Annotated in this window: 15 protein-coding genes; 9 read left to right on the top strand and 6 right to left on the bottom strand. The window is 68.1% G+C overall.

The window, feature by feature from the left end:
- Positions 1-66: 66 nt before the first annotated feature.
- The 6 genes from OG246_RS27850 to OG246_RS27825 all read right to left on the bottom strand — a co-directional run bounded on the left by OG246_RS27850 (position 67) and on the right by OG246_RS27825 (position 6277).
- The gene (locus OG246_RS27850) at positions 67-906 is read right to left on the bottom strand and encodes an ABC transporter permease (protein ID WP_266469403.1); all 840 of its coding nucleotides are present in this window, start codon (positions 904-906) and stop codon (positions 67-69) included.
- A 16-nt stretch (positions 907-922) separates the two neighbouring features.
- A complete protein-coding gene (locus OG246_RS27845) occupies positions 923-1729 on the bottom strand; it encodes an ABC transporter ATP-binding protein (RefSeq protein ID WP_266469401.1) in 807 nt (268 codons plus the stop codon).
- A gap of 60 nt (positions 1730-1789) precedes the next feature.
- Complete coding sequence (locus tag OG246_RS27840) at positions 1790-2800, bottom strand: ABC transporter substrate-binding protein (protein WP_266469399.1); 1011 nt, start codon at positions 2798-2800, stop codon at positions 1790-1792.
- Between the two features lie 304 nt (positions 2801-3104).
- Entirely contained in the window at positions 3105-3536 is a 432-nt protein-coding gene (locus OG246_RS27835) for a heme-binding protein (protein ID WP_266469397.1), read from the bottom strand.
- Between the two features lie 183 nt (positions 3537-3719).
- Complete coding sequence (locus OG246_RS27830) at positions 3720-4571, bottom strand: hypothetical protein (RefSeq protein ID WP_266469395.1); 852 nt, start codon at positions 4569-4571, stop codon at positions 3720-3722.
- A gap of 620 nt (positions 4572-5191) precedes the next feature.
- A complete protein-coding gene (locus OG246_RS27825) occupies positions 5192-6277 on the bottom strand; it encodes a LacI family DNA-binding transcriptional regulator (protein ID WP_266469393.1) in 1086 nt (361 codons plus the stop codon).
- A 199-nt stretch (positions 6278-6476) separates the two neighbouring features.
- Here OG246_RS27825 and OG246_RS27820 point away from each other — a divergent pair, with 199 nt between their 5' ends.
- The 9 genes from OG246_RS27820 to OG246_RS27780 all read left to right on the top strand — a co-directional run bounded on the left by OG246_RS27820 (position 6477) and on the right by OG246_RS27780 (position 18750).
- The gene (locus OG246_RS27820) at positions 6477-7400 is read left to right on the top strand and encodes a carbohydrate ABC transporter permease (RefSeq protein ID WP_266469392.1); all 924 of its coding nucleotides are present in this window, start codon (positions 6477-6479) and stop codon (positions 7398-7400) included.
- A 4-nt stretch (positions 7401-7404) separates the two neighbouring features.
- Positions 7405-8361 (top strand): carbohydrate ABC transporter permease, encoded by a 957-nt coding sequence (locus OG246_RS27815; protein ID WP_266469390.1) that lies wholly within the window; start codon positions 7405-7407, stop codon positions 8359-8361.
- A gap of 79 nt (positions 8362-8440) precedes the next feature.
- Entirely contained in the window at positions 8441-9778 is a 1338-nt protein-coding gene (locus OG246_RS27810; RefSeq protein WP_266469388.1) for an ABC transporter substrate-binding protein, read from the top strand.
- A 50-nt stretch (positions 9779-9828) separates the two neighbouring features.
- Positions 9829-11871: a beta-galactosidase gene (locus OG246_RS27805; RefSeq protein ID WP_266469387.1), complete on the top strand. Its 2043-nt coding sequence runs from the start codon at positions 9829-9831 to the stop codon at positions 11869-11871.
- A 90-nt stretch (positions 11872-11961) separates the two neighbouring features.
- The gene (locus tag OG246_RS27800; RefSeq protein ID WP_266469385.1) at positions 11962-14019 is read left to right on the top strand and encodes an RICIN domain-containing protein; all 2058 of its coding nucleotides are present in this window, start codon (positions 11962-11964) and stop codon (positions 14017-14019) included.
- A gap of 167 nt (positions 14020-14186) precedes the next feature.
- The gene (locus OG246_RS27795) at positions 14187-14981 is read left to right on the top strand and encodes an N-acyl homoserine lactonase family protein (protein ID WP_266469383.1); all 795 of its coding nucleotides are present in this window, start codon (positions 14187-14189) and stop codon (positions 14979-14981) included.
- A 145-nt stretch (positions 14982-15126) separates the two neighbouring features.
- A complete protein-coding gene (locus OG246_RS27790; protein WP_266469381.1) occupies positions 15127-16770 on the top strand; it encodes an ABC transporter substrate-binding protein in 1644 nt (547 codons plus the stop codon).
- Positions 16763-17671, top strand: a complete 909-nt coding sequence (locus OG246_RS27785; protein ID WP_266469379.1) for an ABC transporter permease — start codon at positions 16763-16765, stop codon at positions 17669-17671. The genes OG246_RS27790 and OG246_RS27785 overlap by 8 nt, the downstream gene beginning before the upstream one ends.
- A complete protein-coding gene (locus tag OG246_RS27780) occupies positions 17668-18750 on the top strand; it encodes an ABC transporter permease (RefSeq protein WP_266469377.1) in 1083 nt (360 codons plus the stop codon). Before OG246_RS27785 ends, OG246_RS27780 begins: the two co-directional genes overlap by 4 nt.
- Positions 18751-18755 lie beyond the last annotated feature (5 nt).

Genomic DNA, 18755 nt, shown 5'->3' with positions numbered 1-18755 from the left:
ACGGGCCCTGTCGGAGCCCGGCAGGCCGCTCCACGGCCCCCGGGCTCCCTCGGCTGCGTCACCCGGTCAGTCGCGCTGCCACTTCAGCGCCCGGCGCTCGAAGACACCGATCAGCGAACTCCCGAACACCACCATCGCCACGATGATCACCAGCGCGGCGAACAGTCCGGACGGGTCGAACTGCTGGGTCGAGGTCATGGAGTAGTAGCCGAGGCCCTTGTCCGCCGAGATGAACTCGCCGGCGATGACGCCGATCATCGCGAACGACACACCGGCCTTCAGCCCGGCGAACAGCGGAACGCTGACGGAGGGCAGAACCACCTTGCGCACCACGAACATGCGCGACGCGCCCATGGCGCGAGCCACCTCGACCAGCGGTTTCGGCACATTACGCATGCCCGCGTAAACGTTGAAGAAGACGAGGAAGAACACGATCATGCTGGCGATCGCGATCTTCGACCCCATGCCGAGACCGAACCAGAGCAGCATCATCGGTGCGAGGGCGACCTTGGGGATCCCGTTGATCGCGTTGAGGATCGGCTCCATGATCTCGCCGGCGGTCTTGGCCGCGCCGAGGGCCCAGCCCACCACGGCACCCGCGGACGCGCCGAGCGCCCACCCCAGCACCAACTCCTGGGCGGTGGCCATGATGTGGCCGTGCATCGCACTGTCCCCGAGGACGTTGTACAGCTTGACCACGACGTCGACCGGGTTGCTGATGAGGAAGTAGTCGATCACGCGGCCGCTGAGGAGCTGCCAGACCCCCAGGAACAGCAGCACGATGCCGAACTGCCCGAGCATGATCTTCGTGCCGTGACGTCCGCGAGGACGCCCCTTGGAATTCTTCGGCCGGACCACCCGGCCCCCTCGCATGGTGAGTGGTTCGTGATCGCCGACGACAGCCATCGTGCTCTCCTTCTGCTCAGGCCTTGAGGTCGGTCTCGATGTCGGATTCGAGGAGGCTCCACAGCTCCTGCCGCAGTTCCTGAAAGCCCGTCTGGTCCGTGATGTTGTAGACGTCCCTGGGCCGTGCGAGGGGAATGTCCACCGTCCGCCGGATCCGGCCGGGGCGGCCCGTCATGACGGCGACGCGGTCCGAGAGGGCGATCGCCTCGGTCAGGTCGTGGGTGATGAAGATGACCGAGGTCTGACGGCGCTGCCACAGGTCCAGAACGGTCTTCTGCATCGTCTGCTTCGTGATCGCGTCGAGCGCGCCGAAGGGTTCGTCCATGAGCAGTACTTCGGGCTCGTAGACCATGGTGCGGGCGATGGAGCAGCGTTTCTGCATACCGCCGGACAACTGCCGCGGATAGTGGTTCTCGAAGCCTTCCAGGCCGACGATCTTGATCCATTCCCTGGCGCGCTCGACCCGCTCCGGTTTGGGAATCCTGCGGATCTCCAGCGGCATCATGATGTTCTCGATCACGGTGAACCAGGGGAAGAGATTGGAGTCCTGGGTGATGTATCCGATCTCCAGCTTCTGCAACTCCCGGTCGCCCTTGAGGCACCGTATGGTCCCGTCGGTCGGCTGGAGCAGACCGGACGCGATGTTCAGCAGGGTGCTCTTTCCGCATCCGCTGGGTCCGACGACCGTGAAGAACTCTTTCTCGCGGACCGTGACGGACACGTCCTGGAGGACGTCCATCATCTCTCCACCCGGAGTCACGAACCGGTGCGTGAGATCTCCGAGGATCACCGCCGGCCGCTCAGTACCGAGATCCTGCATCATTTCCTCCGACTCGTCCCTGTCCCGGCGTCAGCACAAACTGTGCGGACGTTCCGCACCGGTTCACTTCTGGTAGTCCGCCGTGTAGGCACCGTCGAGCACTTCCGCGGACGGCTGCTCGAACATGCCGAGTTCGGCGAGGACTTCGACGCTCTTGGCGAACTGCTCCTCGCTCATGGCCGCGTCCTTGGCCCACTTGTAGGTCTCCATGCTGTCCGCGAGGACTTTCTCGTCGAAGGAGTTCATGTCCTTGTGCAGGGTCTTCGCGGCCTCTTCGGGCTTCTCGTCCAGGTAGTTGTTGGCCTTGCCGATGGCGTTGCAGATCTTCTCGCTGATGTCGGGATGCTCGGCGGCGTAGGTCGTCGAGGAACCGATTCCCGACCAGGAGACCCCGTTCAGTTCGGAGAAGAGATCGGAGCTCCCGGTGTCGTAGATGATGCGGCCGGGCGCCACCGAGAGAACCTGGTCGGGGATCGGCTGCGGCTGGAAGACCAGGCCCACTTGGCCCTTCTGGAACGCGGCTGTCGACGCGGCGGTGCTGGCCTGCGAGAGCACGCCGATCGACTCCGCGGGGAGGCCCTCCTTCTTCAGCAGGCTCTCCAGCAATTTCGCACCGGGATTGACGGTGCGGCCGCCGATCGCCGTGATGTTCTCGCCCTCCAGGGCCGCCAGCATCTCCTTGAGCGACATGGAGTCGTTCATGTTGTTCCGCTCCCATGCCACGTCGCTCACCGCGAGGATGTAGGAGGGGTCCACCTGGGTCACACAGATCTGCTGCAGTTTGGTGTCCTGCGCCGCCGCCTGGATCACCGTGGAAGTGTTGACGGCGCCGTACTGCACCTTGCCGGTGGCGATCTGCAGGCTGGCGTTCGCGATGATCTGCACCTTGACGTCGAGGCCCTCGTCCTCGAAATAGCCGAGTTCGTCGGCAAGGAAGATCGGGGCATTCGCAGGCGCCGCTATCGAGACCGACACGGTGATCTGTTCACCCGCACCGGGATTGGTGTTGCCCGCGCAACCCGCGGCCGCCGTCAGCGCGATCGCCGCCGTGATCCCGCCCATGCGCCGTCTCACGGTGCCGGACAGTACTTTCGATGAAGCGACGCTGCTTCGGTTGTTCATTTCAGGTCCCTATCTCGCGACTCTTCAGGTCCCGGTCTCGCGGCTCTCGGACTCCCACACGGCTTGGTTCGGAATTCGAGGAATTCGGAACCCCGACCTGCGGCACTTCCCCTGAAATTGCCGGTCATGGAAGCCAGTGGTGCCCTGTGGGCCGAGCAAGAGGCGGTTAGAACTTCTCTTCACTGCCGAAAGGCGTGGTTCGTACGGCGAGTTCGATGCCGTCGGGATATGGGGCGCCCGGCCAGGGGCAGTGCGGTCAGCCCGCGTCGGCGACCAGGCCGGCCTTCTCCACGCCGAAGACGGCGACGGCCTCGTCGTTGTCGGGCCGGTCGCCACTGACACCGACCGCGCCGAGCAGTTCGCCGTGCTCGTCCCGGATCAGCACGCCGCCTTTGGACGAGGCGATCCGCCCCTCGGAGATCGAGGCCAGCGCCGCGAAGAAGGCCGGGTCGCGGGTGGCGTGGCGGGCTCCGACGGCGCCGCCTTGGCCGGTGCCCAGGGAGCCCCATGCCTTGGCGTGGGCGATCTGCGGGCGCAGGATGCCCGCACCGTCCTCGCGCTTGACGACCTTCGGGTGACCGCCCAGGTCGAGCACGGTGACCGTCAGGGGACGCAGGCCCAGCTCACGTGCGTGGCTCAGTGCCGCGTCCACGATTTCCGAAGCCTGGGTCACGCTCAGTCCACTCATGTCTGTCGCTCCTTGTGTCTTGCCGGTGAGGGGAGTGGTGGGATCGAGCAGGGGCGCTCTTCGCGTGGGAGGCGAGCGCCTTCCCGACGCGCGCACCGGGGGAGGACGGTGTTCGCCACATCGGAGGTGGGTTCTCAAGAGGCGGTGAAAGTGCCTTCGGCCTGCGTCGGCGTGCGGCCGGACTCAGCCGTCGGCGGCGTCCTTCGGGTTCTCGAACCGGATGCCGCCGTCGGTGTAGGAGGTGACGAACTTGTCGTCGTCGGGCTCGACGGGCTGCTGGATCGGGGGCAGGCCGACGGTGAAGAGGATCAGTTCCTCGGTGGCCGTGAAGCGGACCTTGTCCCCGGGGTCGGCGTCCACCGCGCCGAGCTTGGCGACCGGGGTGTCCTCGATGGTGCCCGCGCCCGACAGGACGACTGTCAGACGGCGGGCGTCCTCACTCTGCGACACCCATTCGGCGCCGGCGTCGATCTTGAGGAACTCGATCCAGAACTCCCGCTCGGTGTAGGTGCCGACGGGCTTGCGCTTGACGCCCGGCCAGCCCGCCAGCGGCAGCCAGTTGAGGTGGTCCGGGTTGCTGATGACCACGCCGTTGTAGCGCGGCTTGGGGAACCGCTGCTCGCGGACCGCGCGGTGTTCGGCCTGGGCCTCCTTGTTGTCCGGGCCGCGTCCCCGGCCGGCGCCCATGCCGAGCGCGGAGGCGCCGGCGAACTGGAGCACGAGCTGCAGCTGCTTGGGGTCGGTCAGCGGGTCGTCCTGCGGGCCGTAGGTCTGGCCCTCGGGGAAGTAGCCGACCTCGCCCTCGCGCAGGATGCCCTGCTCGCCCAGGTTCATGTCGCCGACCAGCGGCAGACGGATCTGCTCGAAGGTGTGGCAGTGCCGGGGCATCAGGAAATCGGCCTCCTGACGGCCCAGGATGTAGCGGTAGTTGTCCATGGGCCTGCTCCGGTCGCCCATGAGCAGGTAGTTGAACGAGACCGTCCCCCTGGGGTGGTCCATCTTGAACGCGTTCTCGTCGAACGGAGCGATCTTCATCGCGGGTCCTCCGTTGTCCGGTGCCCAACCGTGCACGACCGCCCGGTCGACGGGCTGGTGCGGAGCGGGGCGTGAAGGATGTGTGCGATCGGCCGAAGCGAGGCTCTTCCGCGGTCCCGTTGCGGAATGTTCCCTTTTCACGTCCGGTCGCCCTTGAGACCAAGAAACCTTCTTAGTAGGTATGGTGTCAAGGTAGGTGACGCGTATTTCATGACGGGCTCTTTACCCGGGGGCGGCGGACACTGTCAGGCACGCCTGAAGGGGCTCGCGGCATAGGGGCGCCCCCGAACCGGCCACCGCCCTCGCGGCGATGGGCGACCGAGCGATGACCGGCTTCAGATAGCGGGCGACGGTGCGAGCCGGGGATTCACCGCGGCGGAAGGAGCGGCGGGCTCACCGCCACGTCAGAGCCGCGGCAGGGGCAGCGGCAATGTCGACGCACCGCCGCCCCGCACCCGTTCCGCTCGGCCTCCGGACAACTTCCGGACGACCGTCAGCCGCTTCGCCCCCTTCGCGGGCTCCGGCCGGCACAACGCCCAAGACCGACCCCAGCCGCCCTGACACTCCATCAAAACAGCCGCCACGAGCGTCACTTCAGCGTCGCGGCGGCGCACCCCACACTAAGGAGCGGGAGCGGGAGCCGGCGCCGTACTGTCGCGCACCACGAGTTTCGTGGGTACGAGCGTGGTGCCGTGCTCCGCCCCCTTGTGCCGCATCCGCCGCAGAACACCCTCGACACACAGACGTCCCACTTCGGCGAAGTCCTGGTGGACGGTGGTCAGGGGAGGCAGGAAGGAGCCGGCCTCGGGGATGTCGTCGAAGCCGATGACGCTGACGTCTTCGGGGATTCTCCGGCCGCGCTCGTGCAAGGCCCGCAAGAGGCCCAGTGCCATCTGGTCGTTGGCGGCGAAAACCGCCGTACAGGCCTTCTCGTCGGCGAGCCGCAGTCCCGCGCGGTAGCCGGACTCCGCCGACCAGTCGCCTCGCACGACGGGCGGCAGCACACAGCCCGCCTCGGTGAGTCCGGCGCGCCAGGCATCCTCACGGCGTTGCGCCGCGAAGGACTCCTCGGGGCCGGCGAGATGCCAGATCGTGCTGTGCCCGAGGTCCAGGAGGTGTCGTACGGCCGCACGCGCTCCCCCGGCCTGGTCGGTGTCGACCACGCTGTAGCGGTCACCGGCGTCCGAGTCCGCGACCACGACCTGGACGTGGGGTGGCAAGGAGATGGTCGCCGCGTCGAGGAGGTGCACCTCCATGATGGCGATGACGGCGTCGACGGCGAGCTCGCCCAGCCGGGAGAAGGCGCCGCGCACCTCGTCCTGGGTGGGCACGGCGACGGGCAGGAGCGTGACGGCGTAGCCCTCCTGCGCCGCGGAGGTGGCGATCGCCTCCAGGGTGCGCATGTTGCCCGTGGTGGAGAGGTTGAAGGTGATGACACCGATGGTGCGGAATTCGCCGCGCTTGAGGGCCCGGGCGGCGCTGTTGGGCCGGTAGCCCAGCTCCTTCATGGCCGCGAGCACCTGGCGCCGGGTCTCTTCGTTGACGCCCGCGTAACCGTTGGACACCCGGGAGACGGTCTGCGAGGAGACGCCTGCCAGCTGGGCGACATCAGCCATGGACACCCGCTGAGTGCGACGCCCGGCCCGCTGCTCCGCGCGCACGCGTATCCGATCCGTACTCGCCGAGGCGCTGTCCGCGGTATCCACCTGTCTCCCTTGTTACCCAAGTCGCAATTGCCGTTACATCAGACGACTCTTGACCACCGACATTGGGGCAGTGTAGACATGCCGCCATCAGATGTTTACGTAAACATAACAGCCCACGGCTCATCCCGGGGCGAGATGTTTACGCAAACATCGCGGCGCCGTGCGACGCCGGTTCCGAGATGGACGAGCGAGGAACGACATGACGACGCTTCAGCCCCCTGCGGCGGTATCAGGACACGACCGGCCGCCGGCGAAACGGGACCGCCGTTCCTGGACGGGGTGGGGGTTCATCGGGCCCTTCGTGGCCGTGTTCGCCCTGGTGTTCCTGGCGCCGATCGTGTACTCGATCTACCTCAGCCTCTTCAGGGACCAGTTGATCGGCGGCACGAGCTTCGTCGGTCTGGACAACTACCAACAGGCCCTGCAGGACGACCAGTTCTGGTCCTCCCTCACACGGGTGGCGCTGTTCCTGGCCGTGCAGGTGCCGATCATGCTCGGCATCGCCCTGCTGATCGCCCTCGCCCTGGACAGCGGGCGCCTGTACGGCACGGACTTCTTCCGCATCACGATCTTCCTGCCGTACGCCGTGCCCGCCGTGGTCGCCACCCTGATGTGGGGCTTCATGTACGGCACGAAGTACGGGCTGGTGGGCGACATCAACTCGGCCTTCGACGTCAGCCTGCCCGACCCGCTCTCCTCCGACCTGGTCCTGGCGTCGATCGGCAACATCGTCACCTGGGAGTTCATCGGCTACAACATGCTGATCTTCTACTCCGCGCTGCGGGTCATCCCGAACTCGCTGTACGAGGCCGCGGAGATCGACGGCGCCGGGCAGTTCCGCATCATCAGCGCGATCAAGCTCCCGGCCATCCGCGGCGCCCTCGTCATCGCGACGATCTTCTCGATCATCGGCAGCTTCCAGCTCTTCAACGAGCCGAGCATCCTGCGGCCGCTGGCGCGCAACGCCATCACCACGGACTTCACGCCGAACTACTACACGTACTCGCTGTCATTCAACGGCCAGCAGCACAACTACTCCGCGGCGGTCGCCATCATCATGGGGCTGATCACCATGGTCATCGCCTATGTCGTGCAGCTCCGCGGCATGCGCAAGGGAGCGTGACCCAATGAGCAGCACGAGCAGCCCTGTCACCACCGCTTCCCAGTCCGCATCCGTCCCGGCCGCCGGCGCCACCAAGAGCGCGCCCCGACTGCGCACGCCCCGCAAGCACACCCCCGGGCGCCGCAAGCGCAGTGTGCTGCTGACCGTGCTCACCGGCCTGATCCTGCTCTACACCGTGGTGCCCCTGGTGTGGCTGGTCATCAGCGCCACCAAGACCATGGACGGACTGGCCAACTCCTCCGGACTGTGGTTCAGCAACGACTTCGCCCTCTGGGACAACATCAGCCAGACGTTCACGTACCACGACGGCATCTTCGTCCGCTGGCTGCTGAACACCCTGCTGTACGTCGTACTCGGCGCCGGCGGCGCAACCCTCCTGGCGATCCTGGGCGGTTACGCACTCGCGAAGTTCAACTTCCCCGGAAAGCGCGCCGTCTTCGCCGTGGTCATCGGTGCCGTCGCCGTCCCGGGAACCGCCCTCGCGGTGCCCACCTTCCTGATGTTCAGCAAGATGGGCCTGACCGACACCCCGTGGGCGGTCATCATCCCCTCGCTGGTCTCGCCCTTCGGCCTGTACCTCATGTGGGTCTTCGCGACCGAGGCCATCCCCGTCGAACTGCTCGAGGCCGCCCGCATCGACGGAGCGGGCGAGGTGCGCACCTTCTTCCAGGTCGCCATGCCGCTGCTCGCCCCAGGCACCGTGACCGTCCTGCTGTTCACCACGGTCGCGACCTGGAACAACTACTTCCTGCCGCTGATCATGCTCAAGGATCCGAACTGGTACCCCCTGACCCTGGGCCTGGACGCCTGGAACAACCAGGCCCAGACGATCGGCGGCGACGTGATCTTCAACCTGGTGATCACCGGTTCGCTGCTCACCATCGTGCCGCTGATCGCCGCGTTCCTGCTGCTGCAGAGGTTCTGGCAGTCCGGGCTCGCCGCCGGAAGCGTCAAGGAATAACCACCCTCAGGCCCCACACCGCTTCAACCGCACCTCATTCACCCTCGCCCTGTCCCGCCCACGAAGAAGTGGAAGCACCATGCGCAGAACGACTCGCCGCCTGATGCGCGGCATCGCCCTCCTCTCCGTCCTCGCCCTGGGAGCGACCGCCTGCGGCGGCTCCGACGACGACAGCTCCAGCCAGGGGCCGGTCTCCGCCTCGGACATCCAGGCGGCCCTCAAGAAGGGCGGCACGGTCACGGTCTGGGCCTGGGAGCCCACGCTCAAGACGGTTGCCGCCGACTTCCAGAAGAAGTACCCCAAGGTCAAGATCAACCTCGTCAGCGAGCGGTCCGGCGACAAGCACTACACCGCCCTGTCGAACGCCATCTCGGCCGGGAAGGGCGTGCCCGACATCGCGCAGGTCGAGTACTTCGCGCTGAGCCAGTACTCCCTCACCAAGGGCCTCAGCGACCTGGCCCCGTACGGCGCCGACAAGCTCGCCTCCAAGTACACCCCGGGTCCGTGGAACGCCGTGAGCGACGGTGACAAGGTCTATGGCCTGCCGATGGACTCCGGCCCGATGGCGATGTTCTACAACAAGAAGGTCTTCGACAAGTACAAGATCGCGGTCCCGACCACCTGGGACGAGTACGTCGACGCGGCCCGCAAGCTGCACAAGGCCGACCCCAAGGTCTACATCGCCAACGACGCCGGCGACGCGGGCTTCACCACCAGCATGCTGTGGCAGGCCGGTTCGCGCCCCTACAAGGTCGACGGCACCAAGGTGACGATCAACTTCGACGACGCGGGCGCCAAGAAGTACACCGACACCTGGCAGCAGCTCATCGACGAGAAGCTCGTCTCGCCGATCAACGGCTGGACCGACGACTGGTACAAGGGTCTCGGTGACGGCACCATCGCCACCCTGACCACGGGCGCCTGGATGCCCGCCAACTTCGTCACCGGCGTGCCGAACGCCGCCGGCGACTGGCGCGCGGCTCCGATGCCGCAGTGGACCAAGGGCGACAAGGCGAGCGCGGAGAACGGCGGCAGCTCCCTGGCCCTGCCCACGCTGGGCAAGAACAAGGAACTCGCCTACGCCTTCGTCGAGTACGCCAACTCCGGCGCCGGCGTGCAGACCCGCATCGACGAGGGCGCCTTCCCGGCGACCAAGGCGGAACTGCAGGCCTCCGCGTTCCAGAACAAGGAGTTCGAGTACTTCGGCGGGCAGAAGGCCAACGAGATCTTCGCCGACTCCGCGGCCAACGTCGCCGCCGACTGGTCGTACCTGCCCTTCCAGCAGTACGCCAACTCGATCTTCAATGACACCGTCGGCAAGGCGTACATCTCCGACACGAAGCTCATCGACGGCCTGAAGTCCTGGCAGGACGCCTCCATCAAGTACGGCAAGGAGCAGGGCTTCACCGTCGAGTAGTCGACGTACGCCCGCACGCCTCCCCCGCGCGAAACACCGGAAGGACCACCATGATCTCCACCCTCCTGTCCCAGCTGCACGGGCCGGACGGTGACGCCACCCCCCGCCTCGCCTACGGCGCCGACTACAACCCCGAGCAGTGGCCTCGTGAGGTGTGGGAGGAGGACGTACGGCTGATGCGCGAAGCCGGCGTCAACGTCGTCTCCGTGGGGATCTTCTCCTGGGCCCGCATCCAGCCGGCCCAGGACGAGTGGGACTTCGGGTGGCTCGACGAGGTCATGGACCTGCTGCACGCGGGCGGCATCGGGGTCGATCTGGCCACCGCCACCGCGTCCCCGCCGCCCTGGCTCACCACGGCACACCCGGAGATACTCCCGGTGACCGCCTCCGGTGAGACGGTGTGGCCGGGGGCGCGGCAGCACTGGCGTCCCACCTCGCCCGTCTTCCGCACCCACGCGCTGCGCCTGGTGCGGAAGATGGCCGAGCGGTACGCGAACCATCCCGCGCTGGTGGCCTGGCACGTCTCCAACGAGCTGGGCTGCCACAACGTCTACGACTACTCCGACGACGCGGCCCGCGCCTTCCGCGACTGGCTGCGCGCCCGCTACACCACGCTCGAAGGCCTCAACCACGCCTGGGGCACCGCGTTCTGGTCCCAGAAGTACAGCGACTGGGAGCAGATACTGCCGCCCCGTCTTGCCGCCTCCCACCCGAACCCCACGCAGCAGCTGGACTTCAAGCGCTTCTCCTCCGACGCGCTGAAGGAGCATCTGCGCGCGGAGCGGGACCTGCTGCGCGAGATCACGCCCGGGGTTCCGGTCACCACGAACTTCATGGTGATGGGCGGCACGAAGGGCATGAACTACGCCGACTGGGCGGGCGAGATCGACTTCGTCTCCAACGACCACTACGTCATGCCCGGCCCCCAGGACCGGGACGAGCTCTCCTTCTCCGCCAACCTCGTCAGCGGCATCTCCGGCGGACACCCGTGGTTCCTCATGGAGCACTCCACCAGCGCCGTCAACTGGCAGCCCGTCAACGTGGCCAAGCGCCCGGGCGACCTGGCCCGTGACTCGCTGGTGCACGTCGCGCACGGCGCCGACGCCGTGTGCTTCTTCCAGTGGCGCCAGTCGGCGGCCGGCGCCGAGAAGTACCACTCGGCGATGGTGCCCCACGCCGGATCCGACAGCGACGTCTTCCGCGCGGTGACCGGCCTCGGGCAGACCCTGCGGACGCTGGCTCCGGTCGCCGGGACCGAGCGTGAGCCGGCCCGCGTCGGAATCGTCTTCGACTGGGAGTCGTGGTGGGCGAGCGAGCAGGACTCCCACCCCACCGCCCTCCTCGACTACCGCCGGGAGGGGCTCGACTGGTACTCCGCCCTCCTCGCCCTCGGCATCCGGGCCGACGTCGTCACCGCGCAGGCCGACCTCGGCCGCTACGAGCTGCTGATCGCACCCGTGCTGCACATGGTCCCCGCGGCGCTGGCCAAGGAACTCACGCGGTACGTCGAGCACGGCGGCCACCTGGTCACCACGTACTTCTCCGGCGTCGTCGACGAGAACGACCACATCTGGCTCGGCGGTTACCCCGGAGCCCTGCGCGACCTGCTCGGCATCCGCATCGAGGAGTTCGGTCCGCTGCTCGACGGCGAATCGGTCGAACTCGACAGCGCTGCCACCGGCACCCTGTGGACCGACCGGATCAGCGTCACCGACCCCGAGGCGGAGGTGCTGGCCCACTACCGCAGCGGTACGTACGCCGGGCGCCCCGCGATCACCCGCCGTGCGGTGGGCGGGGGTTCGGCCGCGTACATCTCCACCCGGCTCGGCGCGGACGGCCTGACCGGCCTGCTGCCGGGGCTGCTCGCCCACGCGGGCGTGCACAGCGAACTGCCCGAAGTCGCCCAAGGACGCGTCGAGTTGGCCGTACGGAGCGGCAGCGGCAGCCGCTATCTCTTCCTGGTCAACCGGACCGACGAGCCGGTGCCGCTGCCCGGGCTCGCCGGGGACGTGCTGGTCGGCCGCGCGGATGCCGACGGTGCGCTCGTTCTGCCGCCGCGGGAGGTCGCCGTACTGCGACAGCCCGCCCTCTGACCCCCTGATCCGAGGGGCACACCGTCGTGCCCTGTGCCCGTGGGGCACGGCGGTCCGTTGAAGCGACCATCTATGAGTTGGGAGCACACCTTGGCACGCCGTACCCGCACAAGACGGCTACTGGGAACCATCGGAGTCACCGCACTGGCCACCGGGGCCGCCCTGGTCACCGCCCCACCGACGAGCGCGGAGACGGTGGCGGCGGCCGCCGTCACCGTCCAGCCCGACCCCTCGTACAAGGCGGAGAGCTTCGAGGGCTGGGGCACCAGCCTGGTCTGGTTCGCCAACGCGACCGGCGACTACCCGCCGGAGATCCGGGAGAAGCTGGCCGACCTCCTCTTCGGCGACGACGGCCTCGCGCTCAACATCGCCCGCTACAACATAGGCGGCGGCAACGCACCGGACGTGCAGGACTACCTGCGCGCCGGCGGAGCGGTCGAGGGCTGGTGGCAGGCCCCGGCGGGCACCACGCGTGAGGACACCGACTGGTGGAGCGCGGACGACGCGGCCGACTGGAACCCGGACGCCGATGCCACGCAGCGCTGGTGGGTGGACCGGATCAAGAAGGACATCACCCACTGGGAGACGTTCAGCAACTCGCCGCCCTGGTTCATGACCAACAGCGGTTATGTGTCAGGCGGGTTCAACGCCAACGCCGACCAGCTCAAGGCCGACTCCGTCGACGACTTCGCCGCCTATCTGGCGGGCGCGACCAAACTGCTGGAGAAGGCGCACGGCATCAAGGTCGACACCCTCGACCCGTTCAACGAGCCCAACACGGGTTACTGGAGCACGCGTCTGGGTGCCGACGGCCGGCCCGTCGGCGGCCGTCAGGAAGGGGCTCACATCGGCCCCGAGCTCCAGCAGAAGGTCATCGACGCGCTGGCTCCCGCCCTCAAGAAGGCGAAGACCGGCACGGACATCTCCGCGATGGACGAGACCAACTCCAGCCTCTTCGCGCAGAACTGGAACAGCTACCCCCAGGAAGTACGCGATCTCGTCGGCCAGATGAACGTCCACACCTACGGCACCGGTCAGCGCACCACCGTGCGCGACCTGGCCAAGGCGGCGGACAAGCCGCTGTGGATGAGCGAGGTCGAGGGCGACTGGGGCGACGGGCAGAGCTTCACGGACATGCGGCCGGGTCTCGGCCTTGCCCAGCAGATGGTCAACGACCTGCGTGAACTCGAGCCCAAGGCCTGGGTGTTCTGGCAGCCCGTCGAGGACTACGACAACATGAAGCCCGGCGGGGAGTCGGCCAAGGGCGGCAACTGGGGCAGCGTCCAGCTGTCGTTCAGCTGCACCTCCGCGGACACCCTGGCCACCTGCCCGATCTACACCAACACGAAGTTCGACACCGCCCGCAACTTCACGCACTTCATCAAGCCCGGCGACCGGCTGATCAAGACCGACGACACCTCCAGCACCGCCGCGGTCGCCAAGAAGGGCAACGCGGCGACCGTCGTCCACGTCAACAGCACCACGGAGTCCCGCGCGGTCACGATCGACCTGTCCAAGTTCGGTCACATCGCCCGCAACGCCACCGTGACGCCCGTCGTGACGAGCGCCGACGGCAAGCTCGCGCGGCAGACCCCCGTCGCGGTCAGCGGCCGGCAGGCCACCATCACCGTGCCCGCGCAGTCCGTGACCTCCTTCCTCGTCAAGGGCGTGTCGGGCGTGGCGAAGGATGCCGCCCTGCTGCGGAAGGGCCACACCTACGAGCTGACCGGCGTGCAGAGCGGCAAGGCGCTCACCGTGGCGGCCGACGGCACCAAGTTGGTCATCAGGACCGCGGGCTCGGATGCGGCCGGCACCGGTCAGCAGTGGCAGCTGCGCCCGATCGGCGGCGACACCGGCAACCGGCAGCGGTACGTGGTCACCAACCCGACGGAAGGAAAGCGCCTGGCGGTTCGTGACGGCGCCCCGGTACTGGAAGCGGATACCGGCCCGTGCGACAAGGCCGTCCAGTGGATCGCGTCGACAACCGGCGACGGCACCTTCACCCTGGTCAACGCCGCCACCGGCAGGCTCCTTGAAGTGGGCGGACAGGCCACCGCCGACGGATCCGCCGTCACGATGTGGATCCCGAACTCCGGGTCCAACCAACGGTGGAGGATCACCGACGTGAGCGGCCAGACCGCGTCGTAGTCATCGCTCGCCTCCGTGCCCCCGCTCCCCCGGGGCACGGAGGCGTTTGCCGTGTGCGGGCGTTGTTACTTGTCGGCAACCCATTTTGGGATCCAAATATCTAGATTATGGATCCTGAAGTCCAGTTCTCCTGGTGCCTGATCCTGTCTACCAGCAGGGAGTTACACGTGACACTACGAGGTGTGCGGCGGATCGTGCCGCTGCTGCTCGGCTGGGAGGAACTCCCCAAGTCGGTTTCGGTGCACGGCGCCCCGTACGAGGAGCGGCTGCGCGAACCGGTGCCCGCCGTTCTCCTGGAGTGCGACGGCGGCTGGCTGCTGCTCGACACCGGGTTCAACACGGCGCTGATCCGGGACCCCGCGCTGCGGCGCCGCTTCTACGGCTCCCCCGCCTACCGGCCCATCCTGCCCGGCCCGGGCGAGCCGCTGGAGGAAGCCCTTGACGCGGCCGGCATCGCGATGGACTCGATCCACGCGGTCGCCGTCAGCCACCTGCACGCCGACCATGCGGGCGGGCTGAAGCACTTCGCGGGCCGGGTGCCGGTGCACGTGCAGCGCGCGGAGCTGGCCTACGGGCTCTCGGGGCAGCCGGAGGTGGAGCGCCACTCGATCTTCCGGGTCGACTTCGACGATCCCCGTATCGACTGGCAACAGGCCGACGGGGACGTGGAGATCGCCCCCGGGGTGACCGCCGTACTGACCGCCGGGCACACACCTGGACATCAGAGTTTCGTGGTGGACCTCGCGGACGGCGGCGGCTTCGTGTTCGCCTTCGACGCCGCCGACCTGACCGAGAACATCGAGCACGAGCGTGCCATCGGCGCATCCATCGGGGTCGATCCTGCGCGGACGGTGGAGCCCATCCGCAGGCTCAAGAGCATCGCCGCCGCACGGGGCTACGAACTCGTTCCCGGTCATGACCCCGTGGTCTGGCCGGAGTTGATGCGCCGCCACGACCGCTGACGGGCGGCGCGCTCCCACAGCTCGGTTCACACGCCTTTAACGCGTGGGACACGAGAAGGAATCTGCGACCACCGAGCATGACATTGGATCCAATTTCGCGAATATGAGATCCACTCTTTGAGGATCGGTGCCCAAGGAGGGCCACATGCCGGACCAGCCGGACCAGTCACATGGATCACCCGCGGTGTCCCGCCGCACCATGCTCCGCGGTGCGGGGCTCCTCGGAGTGGGAGTCGGTTTCGGGCTCCCCGCCCTGCTGAGCGCCTGCGGTGCCGCGGCCGACGACGCCGGGGGAAGCGGCGAGGGCGGCACCCTGACGCTCGCCATCGACGCCACCAGCGCCGTCAACGACCCCGCGTTCTACACCTCGTTGGGCGACTGGATGGCCGTCGACTGCATCTGCCGGGGCCTGACCTTCATTTCCTTCGAGACCAACGAGCCCACCCCGGACCTGGCCAAGAGCTGGACGATCTCCGGCGACCAGCTGACCTACACCTTCACCCTGCGCGAGGGCGTCAAGTTCCACGACGGCACCACGCTGACCTCCGCCGACGTCCTGGCCAGCCTGGGCCGGCAGTTCGACGAGAACGACAAGACACTTCCCAAGGGCGCCACCCGGCCGCTGTCCGACCTCGGCGCGAACGTGGCCTCGCTGACCGCCCCGGACGACCTCACCGTCAAGATGGTCCTCAAGAAGCCGGACCGGACGACGCTCGGCCAGCTGTCCGACATCGGTGGCCGCATCATCTCCAAGGCCGCGCTGAAGAAGTACGGCGCCGACATCGGCAAGCACCTCGTCGGCACCGGCCCCTTCGCCTTCTCCGCCGCCACCTCCGGCCAGTCCATCACCCTGGAGGCCTTCGACGGCTTCCGGCTCGGCAGACCGCCCGTAGACCGGCTGGTGCTGCGCCAGGTCCAGGACCCGTCGACCATCGTCAGCTCGCTGCTCAGCGGCGACATATCGGCCACCCAGTTCACCCCGTACTCCGCGGCCTCCCAGCTGCGCGCGGACGACTCGGTGACCGTCTACAAGACGCCGTACAGCGCCAACGCCATCATGATGATCGACGCCCGGCGCATCCCCGAGCTCAAGGTCCGCAAGGCCATCAACCTCGCCATCGACCGTAAGGCCATCCTCAGCCAGGCGTTCTACGGCGTCGGCGCCCTGCCCGGGGGCTACGCCATCCCGCCCGCGCAGAGCGACTACGACGCCAGCCTCGCCGACCTGAGCGCCCAGGACACCGCCCAGGCCAAGAAGCTCATCGCCGAGGCGGGCGCGGGGGGCCGGAGCATCCGGCTGATGGCGGCCAGCGACTCCTGGCACCCGAAGGCCGCGCAGATCGTCGCCCAGAACCTCACCGACGTCGGGTTCAAGGTGTCCACCACCTCCGTCGACCCGGCGACCTACTTCACCCGTCTGCTCGACGGCGACGACGACTACCACGACCTGATGATCTGGGAGCGCAACACCTACGTGCCCGACGCCAACGACATGGTCGGCGCCATGGCCAGCCCCACCGGGCTGTACGGCGCGACGATCACCGGCATGGACACCCTCGACGGTGTCGACTCGCTCGCGGCGGACCTGGAGACGGCCAAGAACCTCCCCAACGGCAAGCAGCGCACGGCCGCCTACACCAGGATCCAGCGTCGCTGGGCGGAGGACTACATGGTGCTCTCGATGCTGGCCTGCTTCGCCAACCTCGTGGTGAGCGGCTCGAACGTGAAGAACATGAACACCAGCGCGCTGTCCAACCACCGCTGTTACATGGAGAAAGCGAGTGTCTGACACCGCGGCTCCGACCAGGGTCGTGCCACCTCCCGAGCCCCCGTCCCCCGCGCCGCGGCGTGCCGTCCTCGCCGTACTGCGCCGTCGCCGGGTGGCGCGGTCCTGGCCGGCCATGCTGGCGTGGTTCGTCCTGATCGCTCTGGTCCTCGTGGCGGCCATCGGCCCTCTCCTGGTCCAGGCCGACCCGCTGCGTCAGACCCCGTCCGCGCTGCTGCCCCTGGGTTCCTCGGGCCATCCGCTCGGCACGGACGACCTGGGCCGCGACGAGCTGGCCCGGCTCGTGCACGGCGCCCGCCCGCTGCTGCTCGTGTCGTTCGCGGCGACCGCGCTGGCCGCCGTCGCGGGCACCGGGATCGGGCTCATCGCCGGGTACGCCGGCGGTGTCGTCGAACAGATCCTGATGCGCCTCGTGGATCTCGCCCTCGCCTTCCCGTCCATCCTGCTCGTCATCCTGCTGGTGGCGGTGGCCGGTCCCGGCACGGTCAGCCTGGTCTTCGGCATCGGCGTCTCCCTCGCACCCGGTCTGGCCCGGCTGGCCCGCGCGCTGACGGCACGCGAGGCGGCCCGCGACTACGTCGTCGCCTGCCGGCTCGGCGGCACCCGCACCCCGCGCATCCTGGCGCGGGAGCTGCTGCCGAACATCGCAGGACCGATGCTCGCCCAGGTCGTCATGACACTCTCGGTGGCGGCCGGCTTCGCGGCGGGCCTGTCCTATCTCGGCCTGGGCATCCAGCCGCCGCAGCCCGACTGGGGATACATGGTCCAGGCGGGACAGGAGTTCCTCTACTCCGCGCCCCGACTGGTCATCCTGCCCGCGGCGTTCACCCTGCTGTTCGTCGTCGCCTGCAACTTCGTCGGCGACGACCTGCGTGACGCGCTCGACCCGCGGGGGGCCGCATGAGCGCCTCCACGAGCGCCGCCCCGTTTCTGCACATGCCCAAGTGGGCCACGGGCGTCACCATGCTGGTCCTGCGGCGCCTCGCGGTCATCCCCCTCGTGCTGTTCGCGCTGGCCAGCCTGGTGTTCCTCGCCATGCGCCTGCTGCCGGGCTCGCCCGCCACCTCGCTCGCGGCGGGCGGCGGGAACGGTCTGTCCGCGGCCGAGGTGTCCGCGAACGAGGAGCGCGTCAACCAGGCACTCGGGCTCGACCAGCCGCTGCTCACCCAGTACGGCACCTTCCTCAACGATCTGGTCCATCTGCGGCTCGGCACCTCGTTCTTCGGGTCCAACAGTGTTCTGGGGCTGCTCGGGGACGCCCTTCCGGCCACGATCGAGCTGACACTCGCGGCGATGACGATCGCCGTCCTGCTCGGAGTCGTCACAGGTGTGATCGCCGCGCTGCGCAAGGGCAGTTGGGTCGACACCGCGACCCGGGCCGTGGCCACGGTCAGCTTCTCGCTGCCCTGGTTCGCCCTCGGGGTGCTCGGCATCGTCGTGTTCGGTGTCTGGCTGCGCTGGCTGCCGGTCCTGGGCCGGCTGCCCAGTTCGCTCGACTACCACCCGACGACCAACTTCGTGCTGCTCGACGCGATCCTGCAGGACCGCCCCGAGCTGGTGTGGCCCTGGATTCAGCATCTGATCCTGCCCGCCGTCACCCTCGCGCTGTCGATGGCCGGGTTCATCACGCGGATCGTGCGCGCCTCGGTCTTGGAGGTGCTCGACGACGACTTCGTCAGGACCGCCCGGATGAAGGGCCTGAGCGAGGGCGTGGTGATCCGCCATCACGTGCTGCGCAACTCCTGGCTGCCCATCGTGACCGTCCTGGGGCTCCAGTTCGGGTCCCTGCTCGGCGGTTCGGTGATCACCGAGACGGTCTTCTCGTACGCCGGTGTCGGCCGCCTGCTGGTGCAGGGCGTGCTCCAGCGCGACTACCCCGTCGTCCAGGGCGCCGCACTCGCCATCGCCCTGCTGTTCACCCTGGTCAACCACGCGGTGGACCTGCTCTACACGGTCCTCGACCCGCGGCTACGGAAAGGATGACCCGT

Origin of the sequence: Streptomyces sp. NBC_00620 (genome assembly GCF_026341825.1) — a bacterium.
GTDB lineage: Bacteria > Actinomycetota > Actinomycetes > Streptomycetales > Streptomycetaceae > Streptomyces.
The sequence above is the reverse complement of the archived record's forward strand: the minus strand, read 5'-3'. Positions and strand labels throughout refer to the sequence as shown.

Coding starts and splice junctions, on each gene's coding strand:
- OG246_RS27850 (WP_266469403.1), bottom strand. CDS start 906: ATGGCTGTCGTCGGCGATCACGAACCACTCACCATGCGAGGGGGCCGG.
- OG246_RS27845 (WP_266469401.1), bottom strand. CDS start 1,729: ATGATGCAGGATCTCGGTACTGAGCGGCCGGCGGTGATCCTCGGAGAT.
- OG246_RS27835 (WP_266469397.1), bottom strand. CDS start 3,536: ATGAGTGGACTGAGCGTGACCCAGGCTTCGGAAATCGTGGACGCGGCA.
- OG246_RS27830 (WP_266469395.1), bottom strand. CDS start 4,571: ATGAAGATCGCTCCGTTCGACGAGAACGCGTTCAAGATGGACCACCCC.
- OG246_RS27820 (WP_266469392.1), top strand. CDS start 6,477: ATGACGACGCTTCAGCCCCCTGCGGCGGTATCAGGACACGACCGGCCG.
- OG246_RS27815 (WP_266469390.1), top strand. CDS start 7,405: ATGAGCAGCACGAGCAGCCCTGTCACCACCGCTTCCCAGTCCGCATCC.
- OG246_RS27810 (WP_266469388.1), top strand. CDS start 8,441: ATGCGCAGAACGACTCGCCGCCTGATGCGCGGCATCGCCCTCCTCTCC.
- OG246_RS27805 (WP_266469387.1), top strand. CDS start 9,829: ATGATCTCCACCCTCCTGTCCCAGCTGCACGGGCCGGACGGTGACGCC.
- OG246_RS27790 (WP_266469381.1), top strand. CDS start 15,127: ATGCCGGACCAGCCGGACCAGTCACATGGATCACCCGCGGTGTCCCGC.
- OG246_RS27780 (WP_266469377.1), top strand. CDS start 17,668: ATGAGCGCCTCCACGAGCGCCGCCCCGTTTCTGCACATGCCCAAGTGG.